Raw genomic sequence first — 17,983 nt, forward strand, 5'->3', positions numbered from 1 at the left:
CCCCGGTTCTATCCAGGTTCCCACCAAAACCCCGGCCCGCGGCCGCCCTTGCCCCCGTGCCGCGAACCCGGTCCGCGGTGGCCGCGGCTAGCCGTCGCCCGGGGCGTCCAGCCGCTCCTTCAACAGCTCGTTGACCCGCTGGGGGTTCGCCTTGCCCTTGCTGTAGCGCATCACCTGGCCGACCAAGAAGCCCAGGGCGGTGGTCTTGCCGCCCTTGTAGTTGGCGACGGCTTCGGGGTTCTCGGCGATGGCCCGTTCCACCCACTCCACCAGCTGGCCCTCGTCGGTCACCTGGACCAGGCCCCGCTCCTGGACGATGGCTTCGGGGTCGCCGCCCGTCTCCAGCATGGCGGCGAAGACCTCCTTGGCGATCTTGCCGCTGATGGTCCCCTTCTCCACCAGCCGGAGGAGGGCGGCCAGCTGGCCCGGCCCAAAGGGCAGGTCCTGGACCGACCGGCCGGTGGCGTTGAGATGGGCCAGCACCTCGCCCATGATCCAGTTGCTGGCCGCCTTGGCGGGCACCCCCGCCGCCACCACGTCCTCGAAGAACCGGGCCAGGGCCGGGTCCGCCGTCAGGACGCCGGCGTCGTAGGCCGGTAGGCCCAGTTCTTCCATGTACCGGGCCCGGCGCCGGCGGGGCAGCTCGGGCAACTTGGCCCGCAGGCCCTCCACCCAGGCCTCGTCCAGGACCAGCCGGGGCAGGTCCGGCTCCGGGAAGTAGCGGTAGTCGTGGGCCTCCTCCTTGCCGCGGGAGGGCCGGGTCACGCCCCGCCCCTCATCCCAGTGGCGGGTCTCCCGCTGGAGCGGCCCGCCCCGCCGCACGGCCTCCAGGTGCCGGGCCACCTCGTACTCCAAGGCCCGGACCACCGAGCGGAAGGAGTTGAGGTTCTTGATCTCGGTGATGGGGGTGCGCAGGTCTGCGCCGCCCGGTCCCGCCCCGGCCACCACCACGTTGACGTTGGCGTCACAGCGCAGGGAGCCCTCCTCCATCCGCACGTCGGAGACACCGGTGTAGAGGATGGCCGTGCGCAGTTCCTGGAGGAACAGGCGCGCCTCTTCGGGCGAGGCCAGGTCGGGCTCGGTGACGATCTCGATCAGGGGCACCCCGGCCCGGTTGAAGTCCAGCAGGGTCCCCGTGGCGTCCTGGTCGTGAACCGACTTGCCGGCGTCCTCCTCCAGGTGGAGCCGGCGGATGCGGATCCGCCGCGTTCCACCGCCCAGGCCGTCCGGCCGGTCGATCTCGACCCACCCGCCCGTGGCCAGGGGCTGGTCGTACTGGGAGATCTGGTAGCCCTTGGGCAGGTCGGGGTAGGTGTAGTTCTTCCGGTCGAACTTGGTCTCCCGGGCGATGCGGCAGTTCAGGGCCAGGGCAGCCAGGGCCGCGTACTCCAGGGCCTGCTGGTTGAGCACCGGCAAGGTGCCGGGCAGGCCCATGCAGACCGGGCAGACGTGGGTGTTGGGCTCGGCGCCGAACTGGTTGGGGCAGCTGCAGAAGATCTTGGTCCGGGTGCGCAGCTCCACGTGGACTTCCAGGCCCACGATGACGCGGTAGCGCAGGCCGTCCTTCTCCTGCCAGACCGGCGCGCCGCCATCCGCCGGGGCCGGGGCCGGGGCTGCGGCCGGGGCCGCCACCGCTCCGCCGCCCGCCCCCATGGCCTTGGGTTCGGCTCCCGCCGGGGTCGTCATGCGGCAACCCTCCCCAGGGGCGGCCGCAGGTCCAGCTGCAGCCGCTGCTCGATGGCATAGGCCACCCGCAGGACCGTGTCCTCGGCAAAGGGGCGGCCGATGATCTGCAACGCCACGGGCAGCCCGCCGGCAAAGCCGCAGGGCACGGACACCGCCGGCAGGCCGGCCAGGTTGACCGGCAAGGTGCAGATGTCGGCGGCATACATGGCCAGCGGGTCCTCGGTGCGGGCCCCCAGGGGGAAGGCGACCACCGGCGAGGTGGGCGTGATCAGCACGTCGTAGGTGGCAAAGAGCCGGTCGAAGTCGTCCTTGATCAACCGGCGCACCTGCAGCGCCTTGCGGTAGTAGGCGTCGTAGTAGCCCTCCCGCAGGGCGAAGGTGCCCAGCAGGATCCGCCGCTTGACCTCGGCGCCGAAGTTCTTCCGCGTCTCCAGGTACATGGCCGCCAGGTCGGCCGCCTCGGCGCGGAAGCCGTAGCGCACCCCGTCGTAGCGGGCCAGGTTGGACGACGCCTCGGCGGTGGCGATCAGATAATAGGCCGGCAGGGCGTGCTCCGCCGACGGCAGGGACGTCTCCTCGGCCACGGCGCCGTCGGCCACCAGCCGCTCCACCGCCGCCCGAACCGCGCCGGCCACCTGGGGTTCCACCGCCTCCCCGTAGAACTCCCGGGGCAGGCCGATGCGGACCCCCTGGACCTCGGCCGTCAAGGCCTCCCGCCAGCGCTCCGCGGGCACCGGCGCCGAGGTGGCATCGGCCGGGTCGTGGCCGGCGATGGCCTCCAGCAGCAGGGCGGCGTCGGTCACGTCCCGGGTCAGAGGGCCGATCTGGTCCAGGGACGAGGCGAAGGCGATCAGCCCGTAGCGGGACACCCGGCCGTAGGTGGGCTTCAGCCCCACCACACCGCAGAAGGCGGCGGGCTGGCGGATCGACCCGCCCGTATCGGACCCCAGGGCCGCCGGCGCCTCCCCGGCCGCCACCGCCGCCGCCGAGCCGCCGCTGGAACCGCCCGGCACCCGGTCCAGGTCCCACGGGTTGCGGGTGATGCGGAAGGCCGAGTTCTCCGTCGACGAGCCCATGGCGAACTCGTCCATGTTGGTCTTGCCGAGAATCACCGCCCCGGCCCGGCGCAGCCGCTCCACGGCGGTGGCCGTATAGGGCGGGCGGTAGCCGGCCAGCAGCTTGGAGGCCGCGGTGGTGGGCACGCCCTGGATGCAGAGGTTGTCCTTGACCGCCACCGGCACGCCGGCCAGCGGCCCCGCCGCCTCGCCCCGGCGGCGCCGCTCGTCCTCCTCCTTGGCCTGGGCCAGGGCCCGCTCGGCCGTCACCGTCAGGTAGGCGCCGACGGTGCCGTCCAGCTCCTGGATCCGGTCGAGGAAGAGCCGGGTCAGCTCCCGGGAGCTCACCTGGCCCGATGCCAGGAGGTCCGCCAGCCGGTGCACGGGTTCGTAGTAGAGCTCGTCCATCACTCGATCACCCGGGGAACGCGCAGGAATGGGCCGCTGCGGTCGGGCGCGGCAGCCAGCAGGGCCTCGCGGTCGGTGCCGGGCCGGGGCTCGTCGGGCCGGGTCACGTTGCCCAGGCCAGCCAGGACGTGGGTCAGGGGCTCCGCCTCGCCGGTCTCGACCCGGCGCAGCTGGGCCATGGCCTCGACGATCCGGACCATCTGCCCGGCCAGCCGCTCCTCCTCGGCGGGATCCAGGCCCAACCGGGCCAGGGCGGCGATCCGCCGCACCTCTTCCCGCGTGATGTCGGCCATGCTCGTCCTCCTCTCGTGCGGCCATTATACACCAAGGTTTCCCGCCAGACCCTGGGCGGCGACCGCGCCCGCCGCCGGCCCCCCTGCCCGCCGCCGCCCGCCCCGGGACGGCCGCAGCCCTCCTGAAACAGCCGCCCGCTGCAGCCCTCCTCGAAGAGCCGGCCCGCTGCGGGAAGATCCTCACCCGTCCCGGGAAGGCCGCCACCCGCCCCGGGAGGGGGCGGGTGGTCCGGCGGCGGGGCGGGTGGGCCCGCAGGAAGGGTCGGCCCCCTACCCGCAGATCAGGCTCTCCAGGTCCCGCGGGTAGTAGGTCAGGATCTCGATCCCGTCCTCGGTCACCAGGACCGTGTCCGAGTGGCGGAAGCCGCCCAGGCCGGGCACGTAGAGGCCGGGTTCCACCGTGAACAGCATGCCGGGCTCGATGACGGTCTCGTCGCCGATGTCAAGGAAGGGGGCCTCGTGCCCCAGCAGCCCGATGTTGTGGCCCACGTGATGGCGCCAGTAGGGCCAGAGGTCGTGCTCGTCGTAGTAGCGGCGGACCTCCCGGTCCACGGCGGCACAGGGCACCCCCGGCTTGATGGCGGCGAAGGCCACCTCCTGCAGGGCCAGCATGTGCCGGAAGAACCGCTCCTGCTCGGCGCTGGGCTCGCCGACGAACATGGTGCGCTCCAGCTCGCTCAGGTAACCCCCGACGAAGGCGGTGGCGCCGGTGACCAGTACGTCGCCGGGCTTGAGGATCGCGTTGATGGTCACCGCGTGGGGCAGGGCGCTGTTGGGCCCGACCTGGCCGCGGAACCCGGCGAAGGCCTCCAGCCGCCCCACGGGCCGCCGCCCCCGGCCGAAGGCGCGGATCATCGCCATGGTCGCCTCGTGGGAGGCCTGGTGGCTGATCTCGACCTCGCTGGCACCCGGCACGGCGTACTCCTGGAGCAGCTCGTGGGCCAGGTTGGCCCAGCGGCAGCTCTCGCGGATCAGGGCGATCTCCTCGGGCGACTTCACCAAGCGGTGCCGCTCGATGAGCTTGCCGTCCACCGTGATCCGGGCGTCCGGCAGCAGCTCGCCCAGGGCCGGCCCCTGGTACCCCCAGGACGAGGCGTACCCCGGCGCCTCCGCCAGCAGGTGCGCCTGGCCCAGCCCCCGCTCCTTGAGCCAGCGGGCCAGATGCTCCATGGGGTGGACCTCGCCGGGGTATTCGGGATAGTCCCGCACCTCATCGACCCGGGCCACCAGCTGGGCGTGTTCCAGCTCCAGCCGCGGCACCAGCAGGCCGGCGCGGCCCGATTCCTCCACCAGCAGGGCCGCCGGCCGCTCCGTGGGGATGAAGTGGAAGTTGGTCAGGTAGAAGATCGAGGTGGGGTTGTAGGTGAGGAAGGCGGCCGCCCCGCGGGCGGCCAGTTCCTCCAAGACCCGCCGCCGGCGCCGCGCCAGTTCCCCGTCGCTGATGGACCACATGGCCGTTCCTCCCCTCATCGCCGCGTCCCTTGCCCACTCCGGCTCTGGCCACCCCGGCCCCGCGCCGGCCGCCCCCGGCCGGCGGCACCGGGCTCAGCGTCCGGGCGCCGCGGCAAACCGGTCCAGGATGCGGATGACGTGTTCGATGCCGCGGTAGTAGTCCTCGACAAAGACGTTCTCGTTGGGGGCGTGGACCAGGGAGCCGTGGTGGCCGATGCCGACGCCGTCGACCGTGGCCGTCAGGCCGATGCGGTGGAACAGGAACATGGGCCCCGTCCCCGCCGTCCGCGGCCGCACCACCGGTTCGACCCCGTAGACCTCCCGGGCGGTGTCCCGGATCACGCCGACCAGGGGGTGGTCCGGGTCGGTCTGGGCCGGGTCCTCCGGTCCCAGGACGAGGATCTCCAGGTCGCCGAAGCCGTGGCGGTCCAGGTGGGCCCGCAGCTTGGCCAGGATGTCGTCGGCCCGCTGGTCGGGCACCAGGCGGAAGTCCAGCTTGACCCGTGCCTCCCGGGGCAGCACCGTCTTGGTGCCGGGACCGGTGTAACCCGCCACGATCCCGCAGATGGTGCAGGTCGGGGCGTAGAGCAGCTTCTCCTGGAGGTCGACCCCCCGCAGCCCGCCGATGAACGACTCCAGGCCCCAGCCCGCCAGCATCTCGTCCTCTTCCAGGGGAAACCGCTCCAGCAGGGCGCGCTCGGCAGGGGTCGGGGCGCGGACGTCGTCGTAGAAGCCCTCGATCAGGACCCGGTCGGAGGGGACGTCCTTCAAGGTCGCCAGCGCCTGGACCAGCCGCCAGGCCGGGTTGGGCACGATGGCCGCCAGGCTGGAGTGCAGGTCCTGGTTGGCCGCCCGGGCCACCAGCTCGACGTACAGGATCCCCTTGCAGCCCGCCGAGATCACCGGCCGGCCCCGGGCATCCTTGCCGCCCGACTCCCACACCACGCCGTCGGCGGCCAGGCGGTCCGCGTACCGCTCCATGAACTGGTGCAGGTGGACGCTGCCGATCTCCTCCTCCCCCTCGATGACGAACTTGACGTTGACCGGCAGCCGCCCCTCGCCTCGCAGCCAGGCCTCGACGGCCTTGATGCGGGTCATCAGATTGCCCTTGTTGTCCGCCACGCCCCGGGCGATCAGCCGCCCGTCGCGGACGGTTGCGGCAAAGGGGTCGACCGCCCATTCCTCCAGCGGTTCGGGGGGCTGGACGTCGTAGTGATTGTAGAAGAGCAGGGTGCGGGGGGCGCCGGCGTCGATCTCGCCGTAGATCACCGGGTAGCCGCCCTCCAGGGGGACCCGTTCGACCCGGGCGCCCACGGCCTCCAGCATGGAGGCCACCAGATCGGCGCAAGCGTCCATGCCCAGGTCCTGGGCCGCCACCGAGGGCTGCCGCAGGAGAGCCTGGAGGTCCGCCAGCGCCTGGTCCCGGTGGGCCCGGCTGTAGGCGATGGCGCGTTCCATCGCTCGACCTCCTTCAGGGACGGAACTTGAGAAACTCGAGGCGGCCCGCGGGACGGTCGCCCCACGGGCCGCCACCGGCGTCTTCAGCCCGCCACCGTCACTGCAGGGGGTAGTGGCAGGCCACGTGATGGCCCGAGGCCAGCGGCCGCAGGACGGGCATCTCCTCCCGGCACCGCGGCTGGGCGAAGGGACAGCGCGGGTGGAACCGGCATCCCGACGGAGGATTGGCCGGCGAGGGGACGTCTCCCTGCAGGACGATCCGCTCCCGCCGCCGGCGGGGGTGGGGCACGGGGACGGCGGAGAGCAGCGCCGCCGTGTAGGGATGGGCAGGGTGGCGGAACAGCTCCTCCGTGGGCGCCACCTCCACCAGCTGGCCCAGGTACATCACCCCGACCCGGGTGGAGACGTGGCGCACCACGTTGAGGCCGTGGGCGATGAACAGGTAGGTCAGCCCCAGGCGCTCCTGCAGGTCGGCCAGCAGGTTGAGGATCTGGGCCTGCACCGACACGTCCAGGGACGAGACCGCCTCATCGGCCACCACGAAGCGGGGATTCAAGGCGATGGCCCGGGCGATGCCGATGCGTTGCCGCTGCCCGCCGGAGAACTGGTGGGGGAAGCGGTGCCGCCAGGCGGGGTTGAGCCCCACCAGCTCCATCAGCTCGGCCACCCGCGCCTCCCGCTGGGACCGCCGGCGCATGCCGTGGACCCGCAGGGGCTCGCCGATGATGTCGGCCACCGTGAAGCGCGGGTTCAGGGAGCCGAAGGGGTCCTGGAAGATGATCTGCATCTCCCGGCGCACCCGGCGCAGCTCCGGTCCCCGCAGGGCGAAGAGGTCACGGCCGGCGAACCAGACCCGGCCACCGGTGGCCGGCACCAGCCGCAAGATCACCCGGGCCAGGGTCGACTTGCCGCAGCCCGACTCGCCCACCAGGCCGAAGGTCTCCCCCTGGCGGATCTCCATCGTGACGCCGTCGACGGCCCGGACATGGCCCACCGTGCGCCCCAGCACGCCCCGGGTGATGGGGAAGTACTTCTTCACGTCCTCGACCCGCACCAGGGGCTCGCCGGCACCGGCTTCCGGCGTCGCCTGGGCCGGCCCGGCCGCGGACCCGGGGCCGGCGGGCGCCCCTCCGGTGCGGGCCCGTTCCACCGCCCGCTCGGGCATGCTCACGTTCCCAGCCCCCTCTCGGCCGCCACCTCATCGGCCAGCCAGCAGGCCGCCCGCCCCCCGGCGGCCACCGGTTGGAGCGGCGGCTCCTCTTCCCGGCAGCGGTCGATGGCATAGGGACAGCGGGGGTGGAACCGGCACCCCGCCGGCATCCGGTCGATGCTGGGCACGCTCCCCGGGATCGCCTGTAACCGCCGCTGCCGCGGGGCCTCCAGATCGGGCACCGAGGCCAGAAGGCCGATGGTGTACGGGTGGGACGGCCGCTCGAAGATCTGCTCGACGGGCCCCTCCTCGACCACCCGGCCGGCGTACAGGACCACGATCCGGTCGGCCATCTCGGCGGCCACGCCCATGTCGTGGGTGATCAGCAGAATGGACATGCCCAGCTCGGCCTTGAGCCGGCGCAGCAGGTCGAGGATCTGGGCCTGGATCGTCACGTCCAGGGCCGTGGTCGGCTCGTCGGCGATCAGCAGCCGCGGCCGGCAGGCCAGGGCCATGGCGATCATCGCCCGCTGCCGCATGCCGCCGGAGAACTCGTGGGGGTACTGGCGCACCCGCACCTCCGGTTCGGGGATCCCGACCAGGCGCAGCATCTCCACCGCCCGGGCCATGGCCTCCGCCCGGCCCTTGCCCTCGTGCAGCATGACGGCTTCGGCGATCTGGTCGCCGATGGTGAACACGGGGTTCAAGGCGGTCATCGGTTCCTGGAAGACCATGGCCACCTGCCGCCCGCGGATCCGGCGCATCTCCTCCTGGGTCTTGGCGGCCAGGTCGGTGCCGTCCAGCAGCACGTGCCCGGCGAAGATGGCGCCGTTGTCGTACTCGAGCAACCGCATGATGGCCAGGGAGGTCACGCTCTTGCCGCTGCCCGACTCCCCCACCAGGCAGACGGTCTCGCCGACCCCGACGGTGAAGGAGACTCCCTCCACGGCCACCAGGGGGCCCTGGGCGGTGAGGAACCCGGCGGTGAGGTCACGCACCTCGAGCAAGGGCCGGCTCACGGGCGTCGCCTCCTTTCCCTGGCGCCCGAGGGGGTCCCCCGGCCGCCGCCAGCGCCGGGCAGGCGCCGGCCGCCCGCCGGCCCACGCCCACGGGCGGGGGTGGCGCTGATCGCGGTGGCCGCGGCCCGCCCTTCGCCCACGGCGGCCCGCCCGAAGGCCGCGGCGACCCGCCAGCTCCGGCGCACCCGTTCCTTCTGCCGAGGGTCGAAGGCGTCGCGGATGCCGTCACCCACGAAGTTCACCGCCAGCACGGTGAGGAAGATGCAGGCGCCGGGGTAGACCGCCAGCAGCGGGTTCGTCAGCATGTACTGCTGGGCATTGTTCAGCATCTGGCCCCAGCTGGTCTGGGGCGGCTGTACGCCGAGGCCGAGGAAGGAGAGGGCCGACTCGGCCAGGATCGCCCCGCCGATCATCAGGGTGGCGTTGACGATCAGGGGGGCCGTGGCGTTGCGCAGCAGGTGGTTGATCATGATGTCCCACGCCGGGGTGCCGATGGCCCGGGCGGCCTCCACGTCTTGTATCCGTCGCCCTTCCAAAGAAAGAATATGACGGCCAGACGAGATTCCCTACTGTTTGTTGCGAAGGATCTTATTTGCATTCTTGTTTTCCATTTTCTGAATAGGCTCTAAATAGTACCTGACAGGAAGTGGATGCGGCGATGCTGCCAGGTGGTGTCGCCGTGGCAGATTAACCGGCGGGTGGGGCCAAACAAAAGAACCCGCCGCCCGGAGGGCGGCGGGTCGGACGAGCAGGCCTGGGTTGTAAGAGACCGCACGGGACCCGGCGGAGCGCCGGCCGTGGGCCGGTTCTTCCGTCGTGGGCGCCCCTCACGCCGCGCCCTTGCCCGAGACCAGGTGGCAGGCCGCCCAGTGCCCCGGCGCGATCTCCTCCATCTGGGGCCGGGCCTCGAAGCAGATCTTCTCCGCCAGGGGGCAGCGGGTGTTGAAGGGGCACCCCCGGGGCGGGTTGACCGGGCTCGGGACGTCGCCCTTGAGCACGATGCGTTCCCGCGTGCGCTCCACCGCGGGGTCCGGGATCGGCACGGCCGACAGCAGCGCCTGGGTGTAGGGGTGCTGGGGCCGGTGGTAGAGCTCGTCGCTGGGAGCCAGCTCCATGATCTGGCCCAGGTACATCACCGCCACGCGATCGCTGATGTGCTTCACCATGGACAGGTCGTGGGCGATGAAGATGTACGTCAGGCCGAACTGTTCCTGGAGATCGGTCATCAGGTTGACGATCTGGGCCTGGATCGAGACGTCCAGGGCGGAGATGGGCTCGTCCGCGACGATGAACTCGGGCTGCACCGCCAGCGCCCGGGCGATGCCGATGCGCTGGCGCTGGCCGCCGGAGAACTCGTGGGGGAACCGGTTGGCATGCTCCCGGTTGAGCCCCACCAGGCTCAGCAACTCGTGGATGCGCTCCGTGCGCTCCTTCCGGCTCTTCACCATGCCGTGCAGGTCCAGGGCCTCGCCGATGATCTCTGACACCAGCATGCGCGGGTTGAGGGAGGCGTAGGGGTCCTGGAAGATCATCTGCGCGCGGCGGCGGAAGCGCATCAGGTCCTGGCCGGACAGCTTGTGCACATCCTGGCCGTCGAAGAGTACCTGCCCCTCGGTGGGGTCGTACAGGCGAACGATGGTGCGCCCCACCGTGGACTTGCCGCAGCCCGACTCGCCCACCAGGCCGAGGACCTCACCGCGCCGGATCTGGAAGGAGACGCCGTCCACGGCCTTGAGCACCGCGCCGCGGCCCACCTCGAAGTGGCGCTTGAGGTTGCGGACCTCCAGCAGCGGGCGCTCCTGCGCCGGCTGCCCGGCGCTCGCCCCCGCGGCGTCCCGCGCCGCCACCGCCGTCGCCGTTCCACCCTTGGCCATCGCTCACGCCCCCCTTTCCTCGGCGTTGAGGCCCACCACCGGCGCGTACGGATGGTGCAGCCAGCACTTGGCGTAATGTCCGGGCCGGATCTCCTCCAGCGCGGGATCGTAGTCGTGGCAAACCCGCATCGTGTAGGGACAGCGGGCCGCGAAGGGGCAACCCGCCGGCGGCGCGAACAGGTCCGGCGGCGTCCCCGGGATGGCCTGCAGCCGGTCCCGGCGATCATCCAGGCGCGGGATGGACCGCAGCAGCGCCTCGGTGTACGGGTGCTTCGGATGGTGGAAGATCTCCTCCGCCGTCCCCTGCTCCACGATCTGGCCGGCGTACATCACGGCGATGCGGTCGGCCATGCGCGCCACCACGCCCAGATCGTGGGTGATCAGGATGATGGCCGTGCCCAGGCGCTTCTTCAGGTCCTGCATCAGCTCGAGGATCTGGGCCTGGATGGTCACGTCCAGGGCCGTGGTCGGCTCGTCGGCGATCAGCAGCGCCGGGTTGCAGGCGAGGGCGATGGCGATCATCGCCCGCTGCCGCATGCCGCCCGAGAACTGGTGGGGATACTGGCGCACCCGTTCCTCCGGATTCGGGATCCCCACCATGTGGAGCAGTTCCACGGCCCGGGCCCGCGCCTGATCCGGCCGCATGCCCTGATGCTTGATCAGCGGCTCGGCGATCTGCCGGCCGATGGTCATCGTCGGGTTGAGGGACGTCATGGGGTCCTGGAAGATCATGCCCATGGAGCGTCCCCGGATGCGCTGCATCTCCCGCTCGGAGAGCTTCGTCAGGTCCTTCCCTTGAAACCGGATGGACCCGCTGACGATCCGCCCCGGCGGCATGGGGATCAGGCGCATGATGGTCTGGGCCGTGACGGACTTGCCGCAGCCCGATTCACCCACGATGCACAGCGTCTCGCCCTTGTGCAGGTCGAAAGAGACGCCGCGGACCGCCTGGACCTCGCCGCCATGGGTGCGGAAGTGGACGCGCAGGTCGCGAACTTCCAGCAGCTTCTCCATAGGCTTCGTCCTTTCTACCGGGCCCGCAAGCGCGGATCCAGGGCGTCCCGCAGGCCGTCGCCCACAGCGTTGAAGGCAAACATGGTGATGCTCAGGGCCAGGGCCGGGAAGGCGAACTGCCACGGCCAGATCCGCATCACGGTATACGCCTCGTTGATCAACGTCCCCCAGCTGGCCCGCGGCGGCGGCACCCCCAGGCCGATGAAGCTGAGGAACGCCTCGCCGAAGATGGCGCCCGGCACGGTCAAGGTCAGGCTGACGATGATCGGCCCCATCACGTTGGGCACCAGGTGCCGCAGGATCAGGGGCAGGGTGGGCACCCCGAGGACCCGCGCCGCCAGGACGAACTCCATCTCCCGCAGCTGCAGGATCTGGCCGCGCACCAGCCGCGCCATGCCGACCCAACCCGTCATGCCCATGGCCAGGATGATGGTCGGGAGTCCCGGATCCATCACCACCAGCAGCAGGATCACCAGCAGCAGGTACGGGATGCCATAGAGCACGTCGATGATGCGCATCATGACCTCGTCGACGCGCCCGCCCAGGTAGCCCGAGATCCCGCCGTAGAGCACGCCGATGATCAGCTCGATCAGCGCGGCCACGATGCCGATGAACAGCGAGATCCGCCCGCCCATCCAGACCCGGGTGAACAGGTCGCGGCCGATCTGGTCGGTGCCGAACCAGTACTGGGCCGAGGGCGGTTTGTTGATGTTGGCGTAATCCTGATAGTCAAAGGTGTGGCCCCCGACGTGATAGGAGATCACGGGGCCCAACAGCGATCCCAGGGCCATGAAGATCAGCAGCACCAGACCAAGCATGGCCAGCCGGTTGGCGCGAAAGCGGATCCATGCGTCCTGCCAGAAGGTCAGGCTCGGCCGCACGATGGCCTCCGCCTCACCGGCGGCCATGGGCGCCGGCTTGAACAACTCCGGCGTCAGGTCCGGTGCCGTTGCCGGCGCCGGTGGCGCCGCCCGGTTCACCGCCATGGACTCACCCCCTGGCCCGGTTCGTCAGCCGAATCCGCGGGTCGATGATTCCGTAGGAGAGATCGACCAGGAAGTTGGCGACGATCAGGAAGATGAAATAGAACACCGTGGTCCCCAAGATCAAGGGATAGTCCCTCTGATATACGCTCTCAACGTAATACTTGCCAAGGCCCGGGATGCCAAAGATGGCCTCGATGACCACGGTGCCCGTCAGGATCCCCGCCACCAGCGGGCCCAGGATCGTGACGATGGGCAGGATGGCGTTGCGCAGGGCGTGGCGCCAGATGACCTCACCCTGGGACAGCCCCTTGGCGCGGGCCGTGTTGATGTAGTCCTGCCCCATCACGTCCAGCATCTGGGTGCGCATCATCCGGACCAGCGTGGCCAGCATCGTCCCGCCCAGCGCCAGGGACGGCAGGATGGACGTGACGAAGGTCCCGTTCCAGAGCACCGGCACCAGGTTGAGCTTCACCGCGAACAGCCACTGGGCGAACACGGCGATGACGAAGCTCGGCACCGAGACGCCCAGCACGGCGATGACCATGGCCGCATAGTCGGGCCAGCGGTTCCGGTTCAAGGCGGCGATGGTGCCCAGGGTGAGCCCGACGATCAGGGCGAAGACCAGCGCCTGCCCCCCGATCCAGGCCGACCACGGGAAGCCCTCGGCGATCATCCGGTTCACGCTCTGGCCGATGTTCTTCAGCGAAACGCCCAGGTCGCCCTGGAGCAGGTTCCCCCAATAGCGCACGTACTGCTCCCACAGCGGATCGTTCAGGCCGTACTTGTCCATCATCAGCGCCAGGATCTCCGGCCGCAGCCGGGGATCGGCGAAGGGATTACCCGGGATCGCGTGCATCAGCACGAAGGTCACGGTCACCACGGCCCAGATGGACACCAGCATCAGCACCAGCCGCTGGGCGATGTAACGGCGCATGCGATGTCCCCCCTTCCTCCCCCGACCAGCCTCGCCAATCCTCGGAGGAACGCGGCAGACGCACGAGATCCCGGCACGAGGCCGGGATCCCATCGTCCCAACCGGTCTCGTCGTCGGATGATCGAGCCCTGACCCGGGCCCGCCGCGGGCCCCGCCGCCGCGCTGCGCGGCCACGGGGCCCGCCGGCCGAACCCGGCCGTATCGTCTCGCTCCGGACGAACCGCGCCCGGCCGACCCTACGACCTTACTGGCCGCGGCCCTCGGTGTACGCCCACTTGAACTCGGGGCTGTAGCCGACGGCCCGCCGGATCAGGTTCTTGACGTACGGCTTCTGCGCGTACAGAACCTCCCGGTGGTAGATCGGCACGATCGGCACGTCCTTGGCGATCAGCTTCTCCAGCTCGATGGCCAGGTCGCGCTGCTTGGCAGGATCGGTCTCCTGCTCCAGCTGCTTGACCAGGTTGTCATACTCCTCGCTGCAGTACTTGCCGTCGTTGTAGGGCCCGTCGCACACCCACATGTTGAGGAAGGTCAGCGGGTGGTCGTAGTCGGGACCCCAACCGGCCATGATGATGTCGAACTTCTGGGTGCGCTGGCGCTCCAGCCGCTCCTCGAAGGGAACCTGGACGATCTGCAGGTTGATCCCCAGGTTCTGCTTCAGCTGCTGCTGGAAGAACTCCAGGCGCGTCTTGACCACGTCGCCGTTGTCGCCCACGAACTCCAGGGTCGGGACCTCGGTCAGGCCTTCCTCCTGGAGGGCCTCCTGCCACAGCTGCTTCGCCTTGGCCGGGTCGGCCTTGGCCGGGAACAGGTTCAGCGGGCGGACGTACTTCTCCTCGAAGCTGACGCCCGGCTCGCCCGGCGCCGTGATCACCGGGTTGGTGTAGCTGACGGCCGGCAGGCCGATGCCCTTGTTCAGGGCGTTGATGTAGGTCTCCCGGTCGATGGCGTAGGCGACGGCCTGGCGCGCCTTCGGGTTGTTCCACGGCTTCTTGGTCGTGTTCAGGACCAGGTAGAAGGTGGCGCCGTCGGCGTAGCGGCCCAGCTCGTCGGCGTGGGTCTGCTCGAACTGCTCCTTGAACTCGGCCGGCACGCCGGTGACGTCGAGCTCGCCAGCCTCGTACGCGTTGATGTACGCCGCCGCGTCGCTGACCATCACGAAGTCGACGTAGTCAAGCTTGACGTTGGCGGCATCCCAGTAATTGGGGTTCTTCTCGATGCGCAGCGAGTTGTTGTGGTTCCATTCCTTGACGATGAAGGGACCGTTGTACACGGCCTTGTCGGCGTCGGTGGCGAACTGGTCGCCGTACTGCTCGACGATGTCCTGGCGCACGGGCTGCCAGGTGCCGAAGGTCAGCAGGTTCAGGAAGTACGGGACGTTCTGGCTCAGCGTGACCTTCAGCGTCTTCTCGTCGACGACCTCGATGCCCACCTTGCTGAGGGCCTCTTCGATCTTGGCGTCGTCGCCGTCGCAGGACCCGTCGTCGCCGCAGGCGTTGGCCACATCATTGCCGCCCTTGATGTACGGGGCGATGATGTAGGAGTACTGCGAGGCCAGCCGCGGGTCCATGGCCCGCTTCCAGGCATAGGCGAAGTCGTTGGCCGTGACGGGCTTGCCGTCGCTCCACTGCGCGTCACGCAGGTGGAAGGTCCAGGTCAGCCCGTCCTCGGAAACCTCCCAGCTCTCCGCCATGCCGCTGCCCTGCTTGATCTCGCCGTTGGGGTCCTGGCGCACCAGGCCCTCATAGGTGGCGCCGATGATCTCAAACGAGATGGTGTCGGTCGCCAGCTGCGGGTCCAGGCTCGGCGGCTCGTCGAGCAGATTCAGCTTGAGGTAGTTGGGGCTGTCGGGCCCGCCGGCCTGCTGCTGAGGCTGCTCCTGCTGCTGGCCCTCGCTGCTCTGACCGCCACCGCCGCCGCTGCCGCAGGCGGACAGGACGAGCGCCGCGACCACCAGCAGGCTGAAGAGCGCGAACAACTTGCGATTGCGCTTCAACATGGGTACCCCCCTGATGCTGGTTTGCGCCTTTCTTGGCGCAAGACCGGCTCGAATGGGGATTCACCTCCTTTCGCCGGTCATTTTTCGACAGGCAGCATACACCGTAGGAATGTTCTCGCAAGCCACGCAATTTCCTTCTTCGATACGGTGCGGTTGACAGGGAATAACCGGCGCGCCTCCCAGACCGGCGCCACCACGGGGCAACACCCCTGTCGGGAACCAGCGGCGCGCCGGGGACAAGGCGCCGCCCGGGCTGGGGACCATCCCGCCCGCACCCCTCGCCAAGCCCCGGCCAGGATTCCGCCGGCAGCGCCCGTTGCCACGGGGCCCCATGCCACGCCGGGCGCCGGCCCCATCACGCCCCACCGGCCATGCCGGCCAGGGCCTCCCAGGCGCCGGCGGTGGGAAGCCGCTCGGCCAGGTGGCAGGCTACCAGGTGGCCGCCCTCCAAGGGGCGCAGGGCCGGTTCCACCTCCCGGCAGATGGCCTCGGCGAAGGGGCAGCGGGTGTGGAAGCGGCAGCCCGCGGGCGGGTTGGCCGGCGACGGCACGTCGCCCTGCAACACGATGCGCTCCCGCTGCCGCTGGCGCGGCGGGTCGGGCAGGGGCACCGCCGACAGCAGGGCCTGGGTGTAGGGGTGCAGCGGACGGCGGTACAGGTCCTCGGTGGGAGCCAGTTCGACCAGCTTGCCCAGGTACATCACGCCCACCCGGTCGCTGATGTGGCGGACCACCGACAGGTCGTGGGCGATGAAGAGGTAGGTGAGGCCGAAGCGGCTCTGCAGGTCTTCCAGCAGGTTGATGACCTGGGACTGGATCGAGACGTCCAGGGCCGAGACCGGCTCGTCGCAGACGACGAAGCGCGGGTTCAGCGCCAGGGCGCGGGCGATGCCGATGCGCTGGCGCTGGCCCCCGGAGAACTCGTGGGGATAGCGGCGGGCGTGCTCCGGCGACAGGCCGACGACCTCCAGCAGCTCGGCCACCCGCTGCCGCAACGCCTCGCCCCGCGCCAGGCCGTGGACGGCCAGCGCTTCCCCGATGATCTCGCCCACCGTCAGCCTTGGGTTGAGGGACCCGAAGGGGTCCTGGAAGATGATCTGCATGTCCCGCCGCAGCCGCCGCAGCGCGGCGCCCTCCAGCCGGTAGATGTCCTGGCCGTCGAATCGGACCGACCCGGCCGTTGGCTCCAGGAGGCGCAGGATCAGCCGCCCCGTGGTCGTCTTGCCGCAGCCGGACTCCCCCACTAGGCCCAGGGTCTCGCCCTCATGGATGTCCAGGTCGACCCCGTCGACGGCGCGCACCCAGCCCCGCGGGCGCCCCAGCCAGCCGCCGCCGATGGGGAAGTGCTTGGTGAGTCCCCGGACCTCCACCAGCACCCGGCTCATCCCGCCACCTCCTCTCCGGCCCCGGTTGCGCCGGTCGAACCGGCGCCCGCAGGCCCCGCCCCCGCGACGGCTGCGGGCCCGCCACCCTTCCCCGCAGCCACAGGCCCACCACCGGGCTCCGCTGGCGCGGGCCCACCGCCGGCCGCCGTTCCGCCACCCGCCGCCACCCCGGCGCCTGGCCCCGTCCGCGCCACCGCGCCGTCGCCCGGCAGCGTCCCTGGCGCCATCCCGGCGTCGCCGGCCCCGCCCGCGCCGGCCGGTTCCTCCCGCAGCCAGCAGGCGACCCAGCGGCCTTCACCGGCGGGCGCTAGGACCGGCTCTTGTTGCCGGCAGATGTCGATGGCGTAGGGACATCGGGGGTGGAACCGGCAGCCCGTGGGCAGCCGCGCGGGGTTGGGCACCTGCCCGGGGATGACGTGGAGCCGCTCCTGGCGGCGGTGGAGCTGGGGCATGGAAGCCAGCAGGCCCTCGCTGTAGGGGTGCAGCGGCCGGGCGAAGAGATCGTCCACCGGAGCCGATTCCACGATCCGGCCGGCGTACATCACCAGCACCCGGTCCGCCATGTCGGCCACCACGCCCAGGTCGTGGGTGATCAGCAGGATCGCCGTGCCCAGCCGGCGCCGCAGGTCCTTCATCAGGTCGAGGATCTGGGCCTGTACGGTGACGTCCAGGGCGGTGGTGGGCTCGTCGGCGATGAGCAGTTGCGGTTCGCAGGCCACCGCCATGGCGATCATCACCCGCTGGCGCATGCCGCCCGACATCTGGTGGGGGTACTGGCGCGCCCGCGCCGCCGGATCGGGGATGCCCACCAGCCGCAAGAGCTCCACCGCCCGCTCCCAGGCCGCGCGCCGGGAGAGGCCCCGGTGCCACTGGAGGGCCTCGGCGATCTGCTTGCCCACGGGGAATACCGGGTTGAGGGACGTCATTGGCTCCTGAAAGATCATGCTGATCCGGTTGCCGCGGATGCGCCGCATCGCCGCCTCGCTGAGCCGCAGCAGATCCTGGCCTTCGAAGAGGATCGAGCCGGCGGTGATGCGCCCGGGGGGCGAGGGGACGAGCCGCAGGATGGACAGGGAGGTCACGCTCTTCCCCGACCCCGACTCGCCCACCAGGCCGACGGTCTCGCCGCGGGCGATGGTGAAGCTGACGTCGTCGACGGCGGCGAAGCGGCCTTCGCCGGTGTGGAACTCGGTGCGCAGGCCGCGCACCTCAAGCAAGGGCTCGGCTGGCTGGACCAACGGACCGTTCCTCCCGATGGCGGGCGCTGCCAG

Annotated in this window: 15 protein-coding genes; all 15 read right to left on the minus strand. The window is 70.7% G+C overall.

Annotated features, from left to right (window positions below):
• Positions 1-87: 87 nt before the first annotated feature.
• Positions 88-1,686: an Asp-tRNA(Asn)/Glu-tRNA(Gln) amidotransferase subunit GatB gene (gene gatB / locus ACYQ02_RS11065; RefSeq protein ID WP_460040475.1), complete on the minus strand. Its 1,599-nt coding sequence runs from the start codon at positions 1,684-1,686 to the stop codon at positions 88-90.
• Complete coding sequence (gene gatA / locus ACYQ02_RS11070; RefSeq protein ID WP_460040476.1) at positions 1,683-3,149, minus strand: Asp-tRNA(Asn)/Glu-tRNA(Gln) amidotransferase subunit GatA; 1,467 nt, start codon at positions 3,147-3,149, stop codon at positions 1,683-1,685. The genes gatB and gatA overlap by 4 nt, the downstream gene beginning before the upstream one ends.
• Positions 3,149-3,442, minus strand: a complete 294-nt coding sequence (gatC, locus tag ACYQ02_RS11075; RefSeq protein ID WP_460040477.1) for an Asp-tRNA(Asn)/Glu-tRNA(Gln) amidotransferase subunit GatC — start codon at positions 3,440-3,442, stop codon at positions 3,149-3,151. The genes gatA and gatC overlap by 1 nt, the downstream gene beginning before the upstream one ends.
• A 270-nt stretch (positions 3,443-3,712) precedes the next feature.
• Positions 3,713-4,894 carry a M24 family metallopeptidase gene (locus ACYQ02_RS11080; RefSeq protein ID WP_460040478.1) on the minus strand — a complete coding sequence of 394 codons (1,182 nt, stop codon included), beginning with the start codon at positions 4,892-4,894 and terminating at the stop codon, positions 3,713-3,715.
• Positions 4,895-4,987: 93 nt separating this feature from the next.
• Positions 4,988-6,352 carry a M20/M25/M40 family metallo-hydrolase gene (locus ACYQ02_RS11085; RefSeq protein ID WP_460040479.1) on the minus strand — a complete coding sequence of 455 codons (1,365 nt, stop codon included), beginning with the start codon at positions 6,350-6,352 and terminating at the stop codon, positions 4,988-4,990.
• A 97-nt stretch (positions 6,353-6,449) separates the two neighbouring features.
• Positions 6,450-7,517: an ABC transporter ATP-binding protein gene (locus ACYQ02_RS11090; protein WP_460040687.1), complete on the minus strand. Its 1,068-nt coding sequence runs from the start codon at positions 7,515-7,517 to the stop codon at positions 6,450-6,452.
• A 2-nt stretch (positions 7,518-7,519) separates the two neighbouring features.
• The gene (locus ACYQ02_RS11095; RefSeq protein ID WP_460040480.1) at positions 7,520-8,521 is read right to left on the minus strand and encodes an ABC transporter ATP-binding protein; all 1,002 of its coding nucleotides are present in this window, start codon (positions 8,519-8,521) and stop codon (positions 7,520-7,522) included.
• A complete protein-coding gene (locus ACYQ02_RS11100) occupies positions 8,518-9,033 on the minus strand; it encodes an ABC transporter permease (RefSeq protein ID WP_460040481.1) in 516 nt (171 codons plus the stop codon). Before ACYQ02_RS11100 ends, ACYQ02_RS11095 begins: the two co-directional genes overlap by 4 nt.
• A gap of 315 nt (positions 9,034-9,348) precedes the next feature.
• Positions 9,349-10,395: an ABC transporter ATP-binding protein gene (locus ACYQ02_RS11105; protein WP_460040482.1), complete on the minus strand. Its 1,047-nt coding sequence runs from the start codon at positions 10,393-10,395 to the stop codon at positions 9,349-9,351.
• Between the two features lie 3 nt (positions 10,396-10,398).
• On the minus strand, positions 10,399-11,409 hold the full coding sequence (locus tag ACYQ02_RS11110) for an ABC transporter ATP-binding protein (protein WP_460040483.1): 1,011 nt from the start codon (positions 11,407-11,409) through the stop codon (positions 10,399-10,401).
• A 14-nt stretch (positions 11,410-11,423) separates the two neighbouring features.
• A complete protein-coding gene (locus ACYQ02_RS11115; protein WP_460040484.1) occupies positions 11,424-12,395 on the minus strand; it encodes an ABC transporter permease in 972 nt (323 codons plus the stop codon).
• Between the two features lie 4 nt (positions 12,396-12,399).
• Positions 12,400-13,329, minus strand: coding sequence for an ABC transporter permease (locus ACYQ02_RS11120; protein WP_460040485.1), 930 nt, complete (start codon positions 13,327-13,329; stop codon positions 12,400-12,402).
• Between the two features lie 244 nt (positions 13,330-13,573).
• A complete protein-coding gene (locus tag ACYQ02_RS11125) occupies positions 13,574-15,328 on the minus strand; it encodes a peptide ABC transporter substrate-binding protein (RefSeq protein WP_460040486.1) in 1,755 nt (584 codons plus the stop codon).
• Between the two features lie 355 nt (positions 15,329-15,683).
• Positions 15,684-16,712, minus strand: a complete 1,029-nt coding sequence (locus ACYQ02_RS11130) for an ABC transporter ATP-binding protein (RefSeq protein WP_460040487.1) — start codon at positions 16,710-16,712, stop codon at positions 15,684-15,686.
• Positions 16,709-17,950: an ABC transporter ATP-binding protein gene (locus ACYQ02_RS11135; protein WP_460040488.1), complete on the minus strand. Its 1,242-nt coding sequence runs from the start codon at positions 17,948-17,950 to the stop codon at positions 16,709-16,711. Before ACYQ02_RS11135 ends, ACYQ02_RS11130 begins: the two co-directional genes overlap by 4 nt.
• Between the last annotated feature and the right edge of the window lie 33 nt (positions 17,951-17,983).

Source organism: Thermaerobacter litoralis, from assembly GCF_054654595.1.

What these genes read in the sequence shown, in the direction of transcription:
- gatB (WP_460040475.1), bottom strand. Translation starts at nt 1,686, where the DNA reads ATGACGACCCCGGCGGGAGCCGAACCCAAGGCCATGGGGGCGGGCGGC.
- gatA (WP_460040476.1), bottom strand. Translation starts at nt 3,149, where the DNA reads ATGGACGAGCTCTACTACGAACCCGTGCACCGGCTGGCGGACCTCCTG.
- gatC (WP_460040477.1), bottom strand. Translation starts at nt 3,442, where the DNA reads ATGGCCGACATCACGCGGGAAGAGGTGCGGCGGATCGCCGCCCTGGCC.
- ACYQ02_RS11080 (WP_460040478.1), bottom strand. Translation starts at nt 4,894, where the DNA reads ATGTGGTCCATCAGCGACGGGGAACTGGCGCGGCGCCGGCGGCGGGTC.
- ACYQ02_RS11085 (WP_460040479.1), bottom strand. Translation starts at nt 6,352, where the DNA reads ATGGAACGCGCCATCGCCTACAGCCGGGCCCACCGGGACCAGGCGCTG.
- ACYQ02_RS11090 (WP_460040687.1), bottom strand. Translation starts at nt 7,517, where the DNA reads ATGCCCGAGCGGGCGGTGGAACGGGCCCGCACCGGAGGGGCGCCCGCC.
- ACYQ02_RS11105 (WP_460040482.1), bottom strand. Translation starts at nt 10,395, where the DNA reads ATGGCCAAGGGTGGAACGGCGACGGCGGTGGCGGCGCGGGACGCCGCG.
- ACYQ02_RS11110 (WP_460040483.1), bottom strand. Translation starts at nt 11,409, where the DNA reads ATGGAGAAGCTGCTGGAAGTTCGCGACCTGCGCGTCCACTTCCGCACC.
- ACYQ02_RS11115 (WP_460040484.1), bottom strand. Translation starts at nt 12,395, where the DNA reads ATGGCGGTGAACCGGGCGGCGCCACCGGCGCCGGCAACGGCACCGGAC.
- ACYQ02_RS11120 (WP_460040485.1), bottom strand. Translation starts at nt 13,329, where the DNA reads ATGCGCCGTTACATCGCCCAGCGGCTGGTGCTGATGCTGGTGTCCATC.
- ACYQ02_RS11125 (WP_460040486.1), bottom strand. Translation starts at nt 15,328, where the DNA reads ATGTTGAAGCGCAATCGCAAGTTGTTCGCGCTCTTCAGCCTGCTGGTG.
- ACYQ02_RS11130 (WP_460040487.1), bottom strand. Translation starts at nt 16,712, where the DNA reads ATGAGCCGGGTGCTGGTGGAGGTCCGGGGACTCACCAAGCACTTCCCC.